This window comes from Algirhabdus cladophorae (assembly GCF_044772865.1).
Classification (GTDB): domain Bacteria; phylum Pseudomonadota; class Alphaproteobacteria; order Rhodobacterales; family Rhodobacteraceae; genus Algirhabdus; species Algirhabdus cladophorae.
On sequence record NZ_CP173029.1, the window covers coordinates 1,309,055 to 1,325,587 of the forward strand.

At 56.6% G+C, this 16,533-nt stretch carries 23 protein-coding genes; 13 read left to right on the forward strand and 10 right to left on the reverse strand.

Annotated features, from left to right (window positions below):
- Window positions 1-10: 10 nt before the first annotated feature.
- From ACIRQ6_RS06350 to ACIRQ6_RS06360, 3 genes are all read right to left on the reverse strand, one after another.
- A complete protein-coding gene (locus ACIRQ6_RS06350) occupies window positions 11-1,375 on the reverse strand; it encodes a DUF2927 domain-containing protein (protein ID WP_420863293.1) in 1,365 nt (454 codons plus the stop codon).
- 3 nt (window positions 1,376-1,378) lie between these two features.
- A complete protein-coding gene (locus tag ACIRQ6_RS06355; protein WP_420863294.1) occupies window positions 1,379-1,822 on the reverse strand; it encodes a GNAT family N-acetyltransferase in 444 nt (147 codons plus the stop codon).
- Window positions 1,823-1,931: 109 nt separating this feature from the next.
- The gene (locus tag ACIRQ6_RS06360; protein ID WP_420863295.1) at window positions 1,932-2,771 is read right to left on the reverse strand and encodes an AAA family ATPase; all 840 of its coding nucleotides are present in this window, start codon (window positions 2,769-2,771) and stop codon (window positions 1,932-1,934) included.
- Between the two features lie 185 nt (window positions 2,772-2,956).
- On the opposite strand from ACIRQ6_RS06360, the gene dksA reads away from it, so the two are divergent.
- Window positions 2,957-3,379, forward strand: a complete 423-nt coding sequence (gene dksA, locus ACIRQ6_RS06365) for an RNA polymerase-binding protein DksA (RefSeq protein ID WP_420863296.1) — start codon at window positions 2,957-2,959, stop codon at window positions 3,377-3,379.
- A 158-nt stretch (window positions 3,380-3,537) separates the two neighbouring features.
- Here the strand turns inward: dksA and ACIRQ6_RS06370 are convergent, their stop codons facing one another.
- Window positions 3,538-3,873: a hypothetical protein gene (locus tag ACIRQ6_RS06370; RefSeq protein ID WP_420863297.1), complete on the reverse strand. Its 336-nt coding sequence runs from the start codon at window positions 3,871-3,873 to the stop codon at window positions 3,538-3,540.
- Window positions 3,870-4,322, reverse strand: a complete 453-nt coding sequence (locus ACIRQ6_RS06375; protein WP_420863298.1) for a hypothetical protein — start codon at window positions 4,320-4,322, stop codon at window positions 3,870-3,872. The genes ACIRQ6_RS06370 and ACIRQ6_RS06375 overlap by 4 nt, the downstream gene beginning before the upstream one ends.
- Before the next feature lie 108 nt (window positions 4,323-4,430).
- Here ACIRQ6_RS06375 and ACIRQ6_RS06380 point away from each other — a divergent pair, with 108 nt between their 5' ends.
- The 3 genes from ACIRQ6_RS06380 to ACIRQ6_RS06390 all read left to right on the forward strand — a co-directional run bounded on the left by ACIRQ6_RS06380 (window position 4,431) and on the right by ACIRQ6_RS06390 (window position 6,443).
- Entirely contained in the window at window positions 4,431-5,183 is a 753-nt protein-coding gene (locus ACIRQ6_RS06380; protein WP_420863299.1) for a helix-turn-helix domain-containing protein, read from the forward strand.
- A 432-nt stretch (window positions 5,184-5,615) separates the two neighbouring features.
- A complete protein-coding gene (locus ACIRQ6_RS06385) occupies window positions 5,616-6,248 on the forward strand; it encodes a tyrosine-type recombinase/integrase (RefSeq protein ID WP_420863300.1) in 633 nt (210 codons plus the stop codon).
- 3 nt (window positions 6,249-6,251) lie between these two features.
- The gene (locus ACIRQ6_RS06390; protein WP_420863301.1) at window positions 6,252-6,443 is read left to right on the forward strand and encodes a hypothetical protein; all 192 of its coding nucleotides are present in this window, start codon (window positions 6,252-6,254) and stop codon (window positions 6,441-6,443) included.
- Window position 6,444: 1 nt separating this feature from the next.
- Here ACIRQ6_RS06390 and ACIRQ6_RS06395 read toward each other — a convergent pair whose 3' ends face one another.
- From ACIRQ6_RS06395 to ACIRQ6_RS06405, 3 genes are all read right to left on the reverse strand, one after another.
- Window positions 6,445-7,125: a hypothetical protein gene (locus ACIRQ6_RS06395; protein ID WP_420863302.1), complete on the reverse strand. Its 681-nt coding sequence runs from the start codon at window positions 7,123-7,125 to the stop codon at window positions 6,445-6,447.
- Between the two features lie 155 nt (window positions 7,126-7,280).
- A complete protein-coding gene (locus ACIRQ6_RS06400) occupies window positions 7,281-7,487 on the reverse strand; it encodes a cold-shock protein (RefSeq protein WP_420863303.1) in 207 nt (68 codons plus the stop codon).
- A gap of 444 nt (window positions 7,488-7,931) precedes the next feature.
- Window positions 7,932-8,168 carry a hypothetical protein gene (locus ACIRQ6_RS06405; RefSeq protein WP_420863304.1) on the reverse strand — a complete coding sequence of 79 codons (237 nt, stop codon included), beginning with the start codon at window positions 8,166-8,168 and terminating at the stop codon, window positions 7,932-7,934.
- A 153-nt stretch (window positions 8,169-8,321) separates the two neighbouring features.
- Between ACIRQ6_RS06405 and ACIRQ6_RS06410 the strand changes: the two genes are divergently transcribed.
- Entirely contained in the window at window positions 8,322-9,053 is a 732-nt protein-coding gene (locus ACIRQ6_RS06410; protein ID WP_420863305.1) for a Crp/Fnr family transcriptional regulator, read from the forward strand.
- Window positions 9,054-9,113: 60 nt separating this feature from the next.
- Here ACIRQ6_RS06410 and ACIRQ6_RS06415 read toward each other — a convergent pair whose 3' ends face one another.
- Both ACIRQ6_RS06415 and ACIRQ6_RS06420 read right to left on the reverse strand, forming a co-directional pair.
- On the reverse strand, window positions 9,114-9,314 hold the full coding sequence (locus ACIRQ6_RS06415) for a hypothetical protein (RefSeq protein ID WP_420863306.1): 201 nt from the start codon (window positions 9,312-9,314) through the stop codon (window positions 9,114-9,116).
- Window positions 9,315-9,486: 172 nt separating this feature from the next.
- Window positions 9,487-9,903: a hypothetical protein gene (locus ACIRQ6_RS06420; RefSeq protein WP_420863307.1), complete on the reverse strand. Its 417-nt coding sequence runs from the start codon at window positions 9,901-9,903 to the stop codon at window positions 9,487-9,489.
- A 229-nt stretch (window positions 9,904-10,132) separates the two neighbouring features.
- Here ACIRQ6_RS06420 and ACIRQ6_RS06425 point away from each other — a divergent pair, with 229 nt between their 5' ends.
- From ACIRQ6_RS06425 to ACIRQ6_RS06460, 8 genes are all read left to right on the forward strand, one after another.
- A complete protein-coding gene (locus tag ACIRQ6_RS06425; protein ID WP_420863308.1) occupies window positions 10,133-10,447 on the forward strand; it encodes a hypothetical protein in 315 nt (104 codons plus the stop codon).
- Entirely contained in the window at window positions 10,444-10,797 is a 354-nt protein-coding gene (locus ACIRQ6_RS06430; protein ID WP_420863309.1) for a hypothetical protein, read from the forward strand. Before ACIRQ6_RS06425 ends, ACIRQ6_RS06430 begins: the two co-directional genes overlap by 4 nt.
- Window positions 10,787-11,638: a hypothetical protein gene (locus ACIRQ6_RS06435; protein WP_420863310.1), complete on the forward strand. Its 852-nt coding sequence runs from the start codon at window positions 10,787-10,789 to the stop codon at window positions 11,636-11,638. The genes ACIRQ6_RS06430 and ACIRQ6_RS06435 overlap by 11 nt, the downstream gene beginning before the upstream one ends.
- Before the next feature lie 89 nt (window positions 11,639-11,727).
- On the forward strand, window positions 11,728-12,927 hold the full coding sequence (locus tag ACIRQ6_RS06440) for a DUF1611 domain-containing protein (protein WP_420863311.1): 1,200 nt from the start codon (window positions 11,728-11,730) through the stop codon (window positions 12,925-12,927).
- Complete coding sequence (locus tag ACIRQ6_RS06445; protein ID WP_420863312.1) at window positions 12,924-14,045, forward strand: alanine/ornithine racemase family PLP-dependent enzyme; 1,122 nt, start codon at window positions 12,924-12,926, stop codon at window positions 14,043-14,045. The genes ACIRQ6_RS06440 and ACIRQ6_RS06445 overlap by 4 nt, the downstream gene beginning before the upstream one ends.
- Window positions 14,046-14,219: 174 nt before the next feature.
- Window positions 14,220-14,357: a hypothetical protein gene (locus ACIRQ6_RS06450; protein ID WP_420863313.1), complete on the forward strand. Its 138-nt coding sequence runs from the start codon at window positions 14,220-14,222 to the stop codon at window positions 14,355-14,357.
- A gap of 70 nt (window positions 14,358-14,427) precedes the next feature.
- Window positions 14,428-14,949, forward strand: a complete 522-nt coding sequence (locus ACIRQ6_RS06455; RefSeq protein WP_420863314.1) for a hypothetical protein — start codon at window positions 14,428-14,430, stop codon at window positions 14,947-14,949.
- 272 nt (window positions 14,950-15,221) lie between these two features.
- Window positions 15,222-16,088 (forward strand): transglutaminase family protein, encoded by an 867-nt coding sequence (locus tag ACIRQ6_RS06460; RefSeq protein ID WP_420863315.1) that lies wholly within the window; start codon window positions 15,222-15,224, stop codon window positions 16,086-16,088.
- Window positions 16,089-16,533: the final 445 nt, after the last annotated feature.

Consider the following 16,533-nt stretch of genomic DNA (forward strand, 5'->3'; position numbering starts at 1 on the left):
GGCAAACCTCTTAGCGCAGCAGGATCGGCGACAGTGAGGCAATTTCGCGTTGACGGGCGCGCACTTCACGGTCGTTTCCGAACCCGTATCGTGCCCAGCCGAGGCTGTCCAGACGCACTGTGCGCGCAGCTGAATGGCGGCCCTGTAGTTCCAAGCCCTCGGATTTGATCATCAGCAACGTGGCCAAGAGGGCTGCGTTTTCTGATTTGATCGCAGCAGGCAGGTTCAGATCGACCCAAGCCACTGCCGCTTCGCCGTCGCCCTCGGACAGGGCAAAGGCGGCCAGATGCACACCCACATGGGCCCGTTGCAACTGTGCGTCGCGCATTTGTGCATAGAGCGCGTCGGCCTTGCGGAAATTTTCAAACGCTTTGCGGTTTTGCGTGCCCATTTTCAGGCGACCATCAATGAAATGGGCAAAGGCGCGGCGACCATCTGTCCAACCTTCGGCCTCGGCAATCCAGAGGGATTTGGCAGCGGCTTCGCGGCGGCGCATGGCCGGTTGTGCAGGCGACAGGGATGTCTCAACTGCTTTGATCCATGCCCGAGGGGTCGGGCGTGTGCGGTTTTGACCCAGACCTTCGCCACGCGGATTAAGACGGGCCAAAATAGCGGGTAGGCGGCTGGCCACATCGGCCTTGCTCATGCCGCTGCGCAATTGGCTGGAATAATAAGCCCGCAGGATCAGCATATCAAAACCTGTCAGCACAGTATGAAAGTTGTCGTCGTTAAAGACGCTGTCGGACAGGCGATAGAGATCGTTCAGCGGCCCAAGGCCCTGTGCCACTTCTTCGTGCAGGCAATCGCGGATTTCTTGTGGGCTGGTGTCGGCGGGGATGAACACGGCCACCTTTTGACGAGTTTGCAGGCTGGTCCAATCCAAAGTGGATCCACGGCGTTCTGCGCGGTACTCGGCCCAACTGCTGACCCGTGGCACCACGAAACAAGCCGCGGAGGGTACGAATTTCTTGAGCGTTTTGCGGGTGATTACTTCGATGGTGATATTGGCATTGGCGGATTTGGTCAGGCTGATTGGAATGGCCGCCTCATTGCGCAATCGGGCCAACAGCTTGCTGAGATCCGGCATCAAGCTGGCTGGGGCCTGCGCCCCCGTGACGCGCACAGAAATGGGACCTTCAAACCGGGTAAAACGCGGGATCGTGCGGCCGCTTTCCAATTGGAACGACAGATCCATAAAGTCCGTGGCAATCTGGCGGTTGGACCGTTGCGGCGGCGTGACTTGGGCCGTCGAGAACACTTTCATCGGCGGCAGATCATCGCTGGCTGGCAACGCGCGGCTGGCCACATCGATCGAGGCGCTGGGGGAGCAGGCCGCGAGGATCAAGATCGCTGAAAAAAGAGTGGAACGGAACATGAGCTACGGCCTTACATATTTGATAAAGGGCGTGAGCTGACCAATCCGGTCATATAGTTTGCGGGCGTTGGTGTTGAAATCCTGTGTTGTCCAATAGACCGATGGGTGACCTGCTGCGTCGGCTGCAGCATAGACCGCTTCGATCAGGGCACGTCCAACGCCTTTGCCGCGCATATCCGGGTCGGCATAGAGGTCTTGCAAGTAACAGGTGTTTTCAATTTTCCAGCAATGGCGATGAAAGCCATAGTGGACCAATCCAACGGGGCGTCCGTCGTATTCGGCAATCAGGCAAGAGTAATCTTGGGGGGCGTCACCCAACAAACGCTCGAACGTGCTGTCATAAACAGCATCCGCCACGCTGGAGTTGTAAAACTCCAGATAGGCCGTCCACAACCGGCGCCAGTCGGCCCCGTCTTCACGGTGCAATGGGCGTATCACCAATGTCATTCGTTCAGTTTGCCTGATTTGTACTGCTCACCCGTTAAGGTTGACCCCTGCAATCGGGCAAAAGTGTGGTTAACAAATGGTAAAGCTGGGACTTTGGATATTTTATGCATCACCGCTGCCCCCGGGCCATGAAAGCTAGCCGTTCAAACAGGTGGACGTCCTGTTCGTTTTTCAACAAAGCACCATGCAGGCGGGGCAGGGCGCTGGCCCCGTCACGTTTGAGATCCTCAGCGGTCAAATCCTCGGCCAACAGCAGTTTGAGCCAATCTAGAACCTCTGATGTAGAGGGCTTTTTCTTGAGGCCTGCTTGGTCACGGATCTCGTAGAATTGGGTCAGGGCCGTTGTCAGCAGATCCGACTTGATCCCCGGATGATGCACCTCAACGATTTTCCTCATCACATCAGTGTCGGGAAACTGGATGTAGTGGAAAAAGCAGCGCCGCAAAAAGGCATCGGGCAGTTCTTTTTCGTTATTGGAGGTGATGATGACGATAGGCCGCTGGGCCGCTTTGACCGTCTGGCCGGTCTCGTAGACGAAAAACTCCATCTTATCGAGCTCTTGCAGCAGATCATTGGGAAATTCGATGTCGGCTTTGTCGATCTCATCAATCAGCAACACCACACGTTCGGGGGCTTCAAAGGCCTCCCACAGCTTGCCTTTTTTGATGTAGTTGGCCACATCGTTGACCTTGGGATCGCCCAATTGGCTGTCGCGCAACCGGCTGACCGCATCATATTCATAGAGGCCTTGCTGGGCCTTTGTGGTGGATTTGATGTGCCATTCCAGCATCGGCACGCCCAGCGATTTGGCCACTTGATGGGCCAGCTCGGTCTTGCCAGTGCCTGGTTCGCCCTTGACCAAAAGGGGACGTTGCAACGTAACCGCTGCGTTGACCGCAACAGTTAGGTCATCGGTCGCCACATAGGCGTCCGTGCCAGTAAATTTCATCTGCCTCTCCTGCGCTCGTATCGGCGCTTGTGATCACCTTAGAACTTACTGATTCGCATGGCAACAACGCAGTTTTGTGTAGTGACTCAGTGTTGGCCTTAGGGTACACGAGCGCTAAGTGGAGTGATGCCGGAGCAGAATCCCGCCGTTTAGCGCGGGGACTGCCCGTTTGAAGGGTAAGCCAAATGAAAGCTGAGACATTTTTGCCAGACGACTATCGTCCCGCCGAGGATGAACCGTTTATGAATGACCGCCAGGTCGAGTATTTCCGTCGTAAGTTGTTGAATTGGAAGTCAGATCTGATGTCTGACACGCGCGACACCATCGAAGGACTGCAAGACGGCACACGCAATATCCCCGATATTGCAGACCGCGCGTCCGAAGAAACCGACCGTGCCCTAGAGCTGCGCACGCGGGATCGTCAACGCAAACTGGTCAGCAAGATCGACGCAGCCCTGCGCCGTATCGATGAAGGCGAATTTGGCTATTGTGACGTCACAGGCGAGCCTATTTCGCTCAAGCGTTTGGATGCACGGCCCATCGCGACCATGTCGCTCGAAGCCCAAGAAAAGCACGAGCGCCGCGAAAAAGTGCACCGCGACGACTAAGGTCAGCTTTAAACGAGGAAGAAAGCGTCGAATGGCTCGGCGCTTTTTTCGATTCTGGGTGTGCGAGTGCAGCGAATGGCGGATTTGAGCCCGTTCTAACGGATGCTGCACTACCTACGAACAGCCGCTTTGAGCCGCAGTAGTAGCTCGTCAACCTTTCATGCATGCACGCCCAATAGAAGCTGGCGTGGATCGCCGTTTGACCTGCCCACCAAATAGATAAGATATGGGGCGAGGAACAGGATACCGAGCAGTGGTGCCAGTATTCCAAGAGCGATGCTGCCACCACTGAATCCTCCACGCCACGCCATCCATATACCTGACAGAACAAGGTAACAGGCGAAGTCGATATTGAACTGGCCTTGCCAGCTGAGCGCAAGGATCGGCATTAGGAACGGCGTGATCAAGTTGAGTCCGCCATTGGCAATTGCCGTCACGGTGGACACGACGATCAGGACCGTCATGGCAATAAGGGCATAGCGAAGTCCGGTCATGAATGTATTCCTTCTTGGTTAAAGCTTGTCGGGTTTGCGGGCCGCCACATCGGACCAATAATCAGCAAAAGCACAAGCACGTTCCAAAGCGCGTTCGGCCAATGTCCCGATGTGATCGAGCCGAAGCTGTCCACAAAGAACCACGCGAGAGCGCCATACAAAACCGATCTGCGCACGGCTTCGGGTGCTGCGTCATAAACCCACGACGACAGCAGCCAGATGGTCACACCCCAGCCGACGAGGAACCCACCAGTCAAGGCCGACAGAAACCGAATTTCTTCGGACGCATAGGACGGAAACCCGTCTACCGGCCAGGTCAGGATATCAAGACCAAGACGTGCAAGCTCGTTGGTCGCCGGGATTGTTCCCAAGGTCAGCGCAGGCCCGAAGAAACCGATGACCAATGCAGAGAATTTGAGCCATCGTTTATGTGCTGCGTGCGACGCCATGTCGGGCTCTTCCTGAATAAGACAAGGACGTCGTAGCGAAATCAGCGGCATGCACGCAATTACCTTGCAGGTAAGTGCACAGCAGATTTAATTGCGGTAAGAAGGGCCATGAACGATTTCTCCACGACACTGAAGACTTGGCGCGCAGCGCGGCGCTACAGCCAGCTTGATCTCGCGATGCAGGCTGAGATTTCCGCGCGGCATTTATCGTTCTTGGAAACTGGGCGCGCGCGACCAAGCCGCGAAATGGTTGAGCGATTAGGCGAGGCGCTGGAACTGCCGCTAGTCGCCCGCAATGAGATGCTGACCCATGCCGGTTTTGCCGTTCGGTACGCTACGAGGGACTGGAATGATGAGGCGATGGCACCGATCCGGCGCGCCGTTTCGCGCCAATTGGAGCGTCACATGCCGTACCCGGGTGTGGCTGTTGATCGTGTCTGGACCATCCGTCAGGCAAATCCAGCAGCAATCGCGCTGTTCGCGCCTTTCGGCGTTGGTGTTGGTGGCAGTCTTTTGGACCTGATGATGTCGGAGATACTGCCGCAGGTCGTCGAGAATTGGCCTGAGGTAGCTCATCAGGCAGCCCTTCGCCTGCGTACAGAAAGCGCCGCACAAGGTGGCATTCCAGAGTTCGTAGAAGCGATACAATATCTAACGGCCGCAGCATCGGCATGTGCGCCGACATCGAAACCAGTTGTACCGACGGTTCTAAGAATGGGAGAGCAGCGGCTATCGATGTTTGCAACGATCTCGCAGTTCGGCACACCAGAGGACTTGCTTTTGGACGATCTGAAGATCGAACTTTACTACCCGATGAACGAAGCGACGGTCCAGATATTTGAAACTCTTGCGGCGAACTAGACGGTGAGCATCAATCGAGCATCCGTGATAAAATCCAAGCTTAATTTCTATGGCTAGGCATCTGTCAAATCGCCATTTTGGCGAGTTTGCTAACGGAAAACTCTTCAAAGCAGACGCTGGCGCAATCGCAGCGAAATGGCGCTTTGTCCCGCATAGCAGGCCTTGGTTCACACTGCGGCGGATGGCAGGTTTGAGCCCATTGCGGAAGTGCCAAATTTTCGCTGCGTGCGCTCGCCGCGAAGGAATTTCTGCGCATGCAAGGTCTTCAGCGCAGTTACGCGGCGGTGAATCCGGCCATTCATTCGGCTTGCTATTAGGTTTGGAGCAAAAACTCACGGGTGGCAGGTCGGATGCAATCAGATTTGCGAGTAGCATTCCTACGTCAGCGCGGTGCTGATGCTTGGGTTTGGAGGGCGGCAAGGAGGGCAAATTATGCCTAGAGTCCAACTTCCTGCCGTAACCCCGAAACGTAAAGCCTGGAACAAGGGGCGGATTATCGGCCAGAAACGACCGTTGCTGCCAAAACAGGTTTGGGCAATCCGAGCGCGACTCGAGTTGGCCAACAACCTTCGTGATCTGACGCTATTTAACGTTGCCATCGACAGCAAACTACGTGGTTGTGATCTGGTCAGGCTCACAGTGGTCGATCTGGTCAAAGAGGATCGCGTCCGAGAACGGGTTTCGGTGATTCAGTGCAAAACCAAGCGGCCTGTTCAGTTTGAACTGACAGAAAACACAAGGGAAACTGTCCTGGCTTGGGTCAAATCACCCGAAATGTTGGCTTGCTCGTTTGTGTTTCCCAGCCGCTTCCACGACCGCCCGCACATTTCAACCCGTCAGTATGGCCGGTTGGTGCACGATTGGGTGTCGGCGATTGGTTTGGAACCGAGTGGATACGGAACGCATTCGCTGCGCCGGACAAAAGCTGCTGAGATTTACCGGAAAACAGGCAACCTGCGTGCGGTTCAACTGTTGCTCGGCCATACGAAGGTCGATAGCACAGTGCGCTACCTGGGAGTTGAACTTGGAGATGCACTTAGTATCGCCGAGAATATTGACCTCTAGGCAATGGGCGTGCGGCTGGTGCCGCCTGCCTTTGCGGGCAAACCTGCCGCACGCAGCGCAATTGATCCAAAGTTAAAAGCGCCGCCAAACGTCCTCTTGATGTCCGATCATATCGGTATTTCTGGACAAACTCTGGTTCGACTGGATTGGCAGTCAACCCACATTGGCCAATCACTTGGACGGCTTACCCATTGAATTACATAACCTTACGGATGGCGGCGCAAAGCTCGGGGTGCATTATCCAGTTCTCAGCCTTCTCGTCATGTTCGGTGACATCTCGATACCCAATGAGCGTGCTTCCATCCGGGCCCGTTGAAGGCCCCGTGGATCCTGTTCCCCAAGACAGATAGCCCGCAATCATACGACCCACACTGGCGAGCGCTCTGTTGGCCGAGGTCGTGGACTTGTAGCTGCCAGCATCTGCAACCTTAACCTGTGCCAACCCGTCCGCTTCCTTCAGCGACAACGCCATCAACATGGCGCGCTGCGAACCCGTCAGGTTTACCGAATGGAGCGCTTCCACGTATTCGTCGGATGTTGGTACCTGCGTCCCTTTGTGAGGGTCTGTTCTGCGGTCTTCGGCCCTACGGACTTCGCGCTGATCAATGGCGGAATGCAATGCGATGATCGCAGCTTCTTCGGTCTCACCCGTCGCCTCGGCAATCAAGCCGCGCGCCTTCGTGGGTGGCTTGGGAAAGGCGCGAGCGCCGTATGCGCCGGCGAGACGACCGGACTTGATCTGATATCTGCCATACTCGCCCACGCGGATCGACATAGCGGCTTCTTTCCTGGTCTCCTTGACCTTCGATTTCTTCGACATACCCTTGAAGACGTCACGTCCCGCATCTGATCTGTTTGGATCTGTGTAATCTGGCATCGGGCTGGTCTCCTTGGATGAACAATTCGTAGTGCCGGTTCGGCGGATACCAATCAGGGCAAAGAAACTGCTGCGTTAGGCAGCGGAAGAAGATTCAAAAAAGCAAATGGTCGTCTGGCGATGGGGCGCCCCAAAGGAGCGCCCACTTGCAAAGATCAGGCTAGCGCGATGTTGGTTGCGCTTTCACGACCGTCGCGGCCGGCCTCCACATCGAAGGTCACTTTCTGATCGTCATTCAGGGTGGTCATACCGGACTTCTCAAGTGCGGAGATGTGCAAAAACACATCCTTTCCGCCAGTCTCTGGTGCAATAAAGCCGAAGCCTTTTGTGGCGTTGAACCATTTCACTGTGCCATTGGCCATGTGAATTTTCCTTATTTGATCGCTGCCCACAATATGCGGCAACCCGGCTTCTCACGACAGTGACGAGCGCTGCGAGCCGGTAAAGGAAAACAGGGGTTCGAATGTAGGTCAGTAGCATAACAAACTTGGTAACTCCCCGAGAGTGTTACAAGGTGCACGCGTTGCTTTGGCTGATGTTTCCTTTCCAAGAGAGCATCGATCCCCTATAGCTCACAAGCTGCTGGATACCCTGGCGGTCAGAAAAGGAAAGCCAGAATGTCGTTCAACGACTTGGCGAAGAAAGTGGCCACCGACAATAAGGCCTCGCAAGAAGAAGATACGAAATCGCAGATGTCTACCGACCACCCTCCGGACTCAAGGATAGAAGCGACTGATCCGTAGATGGATTGAAAGGTGCGACTAAGCAAATAGGCTTCGCTCGTGTTCAGCGTATGAGGGTTGACGCTACGGGCGCCGCGACAGGTTGCCGCGAACGATGATCTCATTGATCAGTTTGGCGGTTGCCATATGCATTTCTTGTTCGGTTTCTGGACCTCTGGCATTCTCGTGGGTCGCTGCCGCATCCCGAAGAATTCCCAGAATCTCGCCTTCCGGCAGCAGCTTGCGATCTTGCAAGGCAAGTAGGAGGGCCTCGCAAACGGAGAAGGCGGCCATCCCTGAAGGGTCTCGTTGATCTGACATTGAGGACAATTCTCTTCCTTTCTTGCCACGCAACCGGGCGAGGTCGTGATAGTATTGACCAACATCTCAATAATTTAGGTAGTCCGTACTGATCGAAAGCAGTCTCAGCGCCGATTTCTTACGGGAGTATGCGCGGTTCGGGAGGGACCGGTAATGAACATCAAAGCCAGCCCACTTACCCAAAAGCTCTCTGCGTTTGTTGCTCTTTCGGAGACGGAACTGGTCGTTCTCGAGCGCTTGCATCAGCGGAGGAAGTCTTTCTCTTCAGGGCGCGACTTGGTTCACCAGGGTCAATTGGAACAGGCTGCTTACATCCTGGCGGCAGGTTGGGTCGTTTCTTATAAGATCCAGGCTGACGGGTCGCGGCAGATCGTTGATTTCCAGATACCGGGGGATTTTTTGGGGCTGCGCAGCGTCCTTTTGCACACATCCGATCATGGGATCGAACCAATCGTCGATATCGAGGCGGCGGAGGTTCTGGTGAGTGATCTTCTGCAAGCCTTCGCAAAGACACCACGGCTGGCTACGGCTATTCTCTGGGCCGTGTCGCGCGACGAGGCGATGGTTGTCGAGCATCTTGTTGGGCTGGGGCGGCGCGATGCGGATGCGCGCATGGCGCATTTTCTGCTGGAGCTTGGCGTGAGACTGTCACTCGTCGGTATGGGGAGCAGGGAAGGCTATGCCTGTCCGCTCACACAGTATCATCTGGCAGATGCGTTGGGGTTAAGTGCCATCCACGTCAACCGCGTCCTTCGCAAGCTCCGCGAACGCGGGCTCGTCACGTTTCAGGGCGGGCTAGTAACCTTCGATGACTACGAGGGGCTGGTTGCATTGGCGGATTTCGATCCGGCCTATCTCGATCAATCACGGCCTTTGTTGCCGTGAAACGGCCGCCCTCAGTACGGCTTCGGGCGGCCTTGCAGTCATTTCACAGGTTTGCCGACTTTACACCAATGCGCTGCTTGCCTGCTTGAGCTCGTTGTGTGCCTCTTCGTCGTTTTCGGCCTCATGCGCCTTCTCGGCCGCTTGATAATGCTTGAGAGCGGTCGCTTTCTTGGGGCCTTCGGGTGCATTGTCCCAGGCAGCCTTGACGGAAGCCATGTGTTTCACCGTCTGGTTTTCCTCGGTTTGGTCTTCTTCATTCATGGGAATGTCCTTTCTTGGACGGTCCGAGAAATAAGAGGCGCAGACCGCATGCAAACTCTTGGGAGACTGCATGTGTCCCACGCCCCTCAGGTACTCGAAAAAAATGCCAACCCAACTAGCGGTAGACATGCATCACCTAACCGGTTCGATCGCGTCTTTGCACTGACGCAGGTTAGCCCGTTTGAGCCAAATAGAGGACCCACGCCAGAACCACGACTCCAACGAGGGCCATCATTGTCCAAGACATCGATAGCTTTGGAAAACCGTTGGTGCCTGCTTCGAGTGATTTCGGAACGCGAAGCGGCGCGCGCTTTGGCAGCAATGAAATCAGCTTTGCTGCTCTGCCTTCGCTTGCCAGAGCCAGCGCCGGAATGTCGGTAATCGCTTCAAAATGCGTAGTCAGTCGTACTTTCGCGTCCTCCCGACCCAGACCAGAAAGCTCACGCGCCTCGGTCCATGGCTCGAGGTTAAGGCGCGCAAGCGCTGACAAGACCGTAACGGCTGCACCGGTTCTGTCCTCACCCACTTCTGCAAAGAGGAAGGCATCGTAGTCGCGGCCATCCGGATGAAGGACGTCTGAGGCAGACATGGGTTTTCCTTTCGGCGCGAGACTGAGGCGAAGACTTGCACGCAGGTGTCTGGAGCCGCGCGATGGCTTTGCATCTCACCTTGACAGCCAAGAAACCGACTGGGGCTAACCTCGATCAGCATCACACACCGAAAGTTCGGATAGTGCCTATTCAACCGCCTTGCTGCGACGACGCTGGCCATAATGGCGGCTGCGGAAAGTTTAACATTCTGTTCAATGGAGGCCTGGGATGCTCACGCGTTCTACCAGATCAATGGTGACGTTTTCCAACGACTTCATGATTGGCGACAGCCAGCGGGAGCTTGCGGCCGGCACGTATGAAATCGTTGTCGAGGAAGAGCTTATGCAAAGCCTCAGCTTCGAAGCTTACCGGCGCACTGCGACATACCTGATGGTCCGGGGGCGAGGGAGCAACACGGGTCAAACGACGATGCAATTGACCACAAGGGAGGATCTGGAGCACGCAATTGCATGTGATCAGGCCCTCTCGGAAACTATCAATGACAGCGAAGCGGCGCTTTCCCCGCAGGAGGACAAGACATGACGACACCTGAATGGCTGAAACCCGGTATTTACGGCGCGCTCCTTGGCGCGGCGTTCGTCGGCATTGTTGGATTTTCCTGGGGCGGCTGGATGACCGGAGGCAGCGCTGAGGAGATGGCAAGCAAGATGGCGGAGGACCGAGTTATCGCGGCGCTCGTGCCCTTCTGCCTCGACATGTCCCGAACCGACAATGAACGCATTGCAAAGCTCGCCACAATCCGTGAGGCATCATCGTTCAAGCGGCGCGACGTTGTCATGGAAACAGGCTGGGCGACGATGCCAGGGTCTGAGGGTCCGAACCGCGAACTGGCGCAGGCTTGTATCGAAGGTCTCGAGCTTGATGCATCGTAGTGACCTCAAACTGTCGCCTGTTTCGTCTAAGGGCATCGCAGGCGCGCTTGCAATGGTGTCGTCCCTCTCTGCAACAGCCTCCGCGGAATTCCTGGCGCTCGCATTCGTCGCGCTCAGTGCAATCGGATCGCCGTCTTTCGCCCAATCTCAGGCTGCCCCGATGCCGGCGAATGCGCAGCCCAAAAGCTATGGCGAGGGATGGGAGTGTGATCGTGGGTACCGGCGTGACGGCGATGCCTGCCTTGCCATCATCGTTCCGGAGAATGCCTATTCCACCAACCGGACCTACGGCAAGGGCTGGAAGTGTCTGCACGGATTTCAGGAGGTCGATGGCCCGGCTTGTCTTGAGGTCGTCGTGCCCGAAGGCGGCTATCTCGACCCGTCGGGACAGAATTGGAACTGCCTTCGTGGCTACACGAAAGTTGATGATCTCTGCCTAAAGATCGATTTGCCCCCAAACGCCTATCTGTCTAACCGCGGCTATGGGGCGGCGTGGCTGTGTGACCGTGGCTATGAGGTGGACAGCGACACTTGCGCCGCAATCGCGGTCCCGGAGAACGCCTTTCTGAATGGCTCCAGGTACGGGCAGTCATGGGCCTGTGAGCGAGGTTATTTTGAACGCAATGCCACCTGTGAGGCTGTCGTGGTCCCGGAGAACGCATATTTCGACGATGCGAGCTATGGCCCAGGCTGGACGTGTATTCGCGGCTTTGCAGAGTCTGACGACGGCTGTACAGAGATCGACCTCCCCGACAATGCGCATCTCGACAGATCGGGAAACCGGTGGGCGTGCCACAGGAACTTCCAGCAATCGCAGGGGCGTTGCGTCCTCAACGACTAGCGATCGCAATCCAAGATGAAACGCGGCTCACCCGCCCGAACGCTCCATGTGATCGGACCCGGGTAAACCCGCTTGGCAAAGGAATAATCATGGAATCTGACAATCCAGAAAAACCGACGACAAAGCTGTCAACGATAGGGCTGCAAGCCCCACCTGACGTATCCGCGTCCCGTCGATCTCATACCAAAAAGACTGTGACATACGGGGTGCCCACAGCGGTTGTCTATTGTGAGCGGAACTTCGGACAGATCGACGGCAAGACCGCAAACGGGCTTGTCCGTCATAGCCAAGCGTACCGCATTCTTTCGGTCATAGACAGCAGACTTGAAGGACGCGACAGCGGGCAGGTGCTGGACAATGTGACCAATGGCATCCCCATCGTTGCAGATCTTGAGGCGGCGGCCACGCGAGAAGTGCGTATCCCCGACACTTTGATCTATGGGATGGCCCCTTCTACCGGGAAGATGTCACCTACAGATCGAGAAATAGTGCTGGATGCAATTGCGCTTGGCATGAACGTCGTCAGTGGCCTGCACGAATATCTCGGTGACGATCCCGAGATCAGAGGTGCTGCCGACGCGGCCAACGTGACGATCCGCGATATCCGCAAACCCAGACCAAGCAAGGACATGCGCCTGTTTGACGGAAGTGTGTCCGAGGTGAAGGCCATCCGCATTGCGGTGCTGGGAACGGATTGCGCAATCGGCAAGCGGACAACAGCGACAGTTCTAGCCAGGGAACTGAACGCGTGTGGTATCAAGACCGTCCTCGTCGGCACCGGCCAGACGGGGCTTATGCAGGGCGCAAAATACGGCATCGCCATGGACGCCGTGCCACCGCAGTTTTGCTGCGGGGAACTTGAACGCGTGATTGTCGCGGCGTCTCACGGCGAAGACCCGGATGTCATCCTGATCGAAGGACAAGGTGCGCTCAGCCACCCGGCTTTTTGCACGTCGGCATTCATTCTGCGCGGCAGCCAGCCGCACGGTGTTGTTCTTCAACATGCGCCGAAACGCGCTCATCGCTGCGACTTTCCCGCCATGCCGATGCCCGGGCCGAAAAGCGAAATCGCCCTGATCGAAGCTTTTGCTGACACACGGGTGATTGGAATCACACTCAATCACGAAGCGATGACGCGCACCGAGGTCATTGGTGCAATTGACAGTCTTTCGCGCGACCTCGGCATTCCGGTGACGGACGCGCTGACTCGGCCAGAAGTGCACCTAAGCGACATGGTACTGTCAGCCTTTCCGCAGTTGCGGCCCGTGCCTCGTGCGGCCGCAGAATGACCTCGCCGCGAGTGGAAGTTAATCTGGGCAAGATCCAGGCCAACGCGCGATATCTCGTCCGACGTCTTGGCGCTCGTCGAATCTCGGTCACCGGTGTGACCAAGGCAGTGTGTGGGCATCCTGACGTAGCCGAGGCAATGCTGGACGGTGGCGTTGCCAGTCTGGCCGACGCACGCATCAAAAACGTCGTGCGGATGCGGACCGCGGGGATCACGTGCCCAATTTCGCTGATCCGCGCGCCGCTACTGAGCGAGATGGAAGACGTCATCCAGTATTGCGACGCGAGCTATAACACAGAGATGGACACGATCCTGAAGCTTGGCGCAGCCGCAAAGGAACAGGGTGCCTCGCACGATGTCATCCTGATGGTCGAAATGGGCGATATGCGCGAAGGCATTTTACAAGAGAACCTCAATGACTTCGCCGCTCAGGTCATCGCAACACCCGGTGTCGCTCTCAAAGGCATCGCTGCAAATTTTGCCTGCCTGGGCGACGTTGCACCGACGGGCGGTGACATGGCCATGCTCTCGAGACTGGCCGACCAAGTCGAAGGCGCCTGCGGACCTTTTGTAGATCTTGTGTCAGGAGGAGGCTCGGCCAATTTGCCATGGGCGCTTGGCGACGTTTCAACTGGGCGGGTCGACAACCTGCGTCTGGGTGAGGCGATCCTTCTGGGCACCGACCCCGTGACTGGGCATCCGATCACTGGCCTTCATACGGATGCCTTTACCCTTTTTGCCGAAGTGATCGAAACAAGCCGCAAACCAAGCCCAGCGCCGACCATGTCAATTGCTCCGGAGCTTGGGATGCTCAATTTGGTTCGAAGTGATGACCTCCGAGCCCGAACCATCCTTGCTGTCGGGCAGCAAGACACCGACGCAAGCGGTCTCATGTTTTCCCCGGGAACGGCGTTTATTGGCGCGACCGGCGACCACACCGTTGTCGACTCAGCCAAAGCCGCTGTGCCCGTTGGCTCCGAGATGAAAATGGGCATGAACTACAGCGCCCTCATGCGGGCGATGAGCGCCCCAGATGTCGCCAAGGTTGTTCATGGCAAGCAAAAGATGAACGGAAGTGCAAAGGACCGCGAGGCCCACCCCTTCCTGACCTTGGTATGACACCCACAATGGTCGTCGGCGGGGCCTACGAAGATCATACCCCGCCGACTAGTCCCACACCGCGCCATGGTAAAAGGGCCGGTCAATACACATATACCAATAAGCCGCACTCGAGAATTCGTGCCTGATCGAGGCCCGGAAATTCCAGCGGAAAACCCAAAAAGGATGAAGAGCATGTCTTTCAAAGACCTGACCACCAAAGCTGCTGCCATACTGAAAGTCAAACCTGCGGAACCGTCGAAAAAAGAACCGGCACTCAAGGCGCCGGACGCTGCTGCGAAACCGGGTTCTCCGGGTCCGAAGAAAACCTGACGCATGCACCGGAAAGGGCTGGTTTTGCTCGATGTCATGGAAAACTGTTCAATTGAAAGGATCAAACGCAATGGACGAACAAAGAGCGAAAACCATCGCGGTTTTTGACCGGCCTTTCAATCTTCCTCGCTTCGACGAAACGCTTCCCGCCGGAGAGTACGATATCGAGACTGAATTCGCCTCACCACCTGATCACAAGGACCCTCAGGCCTGGAAGGCCTCCGTCGTGGTCCATTTGCATCCACGCCTGTCCCATCCGGGATTAACACTGAGCCTGACTGTGTCGCTTCTCGATCTTGACCGCGCCCGTGCGAGAGACAAACTGTCCGGCAAGGACCTGTCACAGGTCTTTCTCGAAGAAATGCTGGCCGATCCGATGGTGCAACTCGTCATGCAGGCCGACGGGGTGTCCGAGGCTCAATTGCGCCATCTCTACTCGGGATCGGGGACGACACAGACTGACAGGGGTGACGCGGATACTGAGGCCGAAAACGCAACAGCGCAGGGGGCTTCGCGGGACGCTTCGGACATTCATGACGCCGAGAATGAAGGGATGCCGTGCCGACCGCGCACGTCATCCGTTTCCGTATGATGCCCACAACGCAATTTCAGGGACCAAATGAACGCGAGGATCTGATGCAAGCAAAAGTTGACGATATCCTGATGGATCAACCCAGCCGCGCGCTCGGCGATGTGCCGAAGCTGCGGTTCTGCTTGGCTTGTAGTGCTTCGTTTTGGAGCAAAGGGTTCGGCCAGCGCATCTGTGTAAGATGCAAAGGAACGACAGCATGGCGCGCGGCAATGCCCGAAGGGGTCAGCACAGGTCGGTCTCGCTCCGGCGGTCGGTCGACTTAGATCTGCTGCATGCCAACGATTACGATCACACATACGACCATCTATCGCTATCGCGTCGCCGTGGTCCTTGGGCCGCACAGGCTGATGTTGCGTCCTCGCGAAACGCGGGACCTCACATTGACGGCTTTCGATCTTGATATCACGCCGACGGCTCGCATCGACTGGTCCCACGATGTCGCTGGAAACGCCATCGCCATCGCCAATTTCGATGCCACAACGGAAACACTATCGATCCGGTCGCATACGACCGCCGTCCTCACTGCACCTGACTGGCCTGTCTTCCCGATCGCGGCCTCTGCGGCGTCATACCCATTCCTTTACTCCGCCGAAGACTGGAAAGATCTCGGGGCGCTTTCTGCACCACAATACCAAGACGACGCAGGGCGCCTGTCAAACTGGGTCGAGCAATTCGTGATGCGCAGGCCAACGGATACGTTGTCGCTCTTGAAGGACGTCAGCAATGGCATCACAGCGCAGATCGCGTATCAGAGCCGCGAGCGCGAAGGCACGCAAGGACCACTTGAGACCCTCGACCTTGGCTACGGGACGTGTCGCGATTTTGCGGTCCTATTTGCCGAGGCTATGCGAACACTGGGTTTTGGCGCGCGCCTGGTGTCCGGATACGTCTACGCCCCCAATGATATCCGACGAGGATCTGCTGGCTCGGGCTCTACGCATGCATGGGTCGAAGTCTTCGTTCCCGGGGCAGGCTGGATCCCGTTCGACCCAACGAACATGTCGGTGGGGTCGGCCAATCTGATTCCGGTGGCCGTTGCGCGGAACATATCACAGGTCGCTCCGGTTGCCGGAAGCTACCATGGAGAAGGTACCGATCTTCTCGCTATGGAGGTAGTTGTCCGTATTGAAGATCAATGACTTCACCGATGTAGGCGGAATCCAAAAATCTCCTCGCAGTCCAGTTGGAGGTTCACAATGTGTTTCGCGGTATGTCGTGCAACTCCTCGGACTAATCTGGGACAGTATGGGCACAGAGCGCATCCGCGGATATCTACTGGCGACACACGCAGGTGTAGTCGTTGGTCGAAACTCTGTTTGAGCGTGCCGACTAGCCTTACTCAGCTTTCGTCCTGGCTACCGTATCACGCGGCGTTCGGGCGGTTTTTCTGGGTGTCTCAATTGGCAAGCCAAAGGACCGCTTCGGCGAAATTGGCTGCAATGCAGCGAAACGCATGTCGCAGATGCGAATGGTTTCTGCGTCAGCGAAAGCTGCACCTGCACAAGTCTGCTTTGTCCGCACCTTATCAGTTCGTACACCGCGCAGCGAACGGCGTTGTTTCCCGAACCGGTCACTCAGGACCAG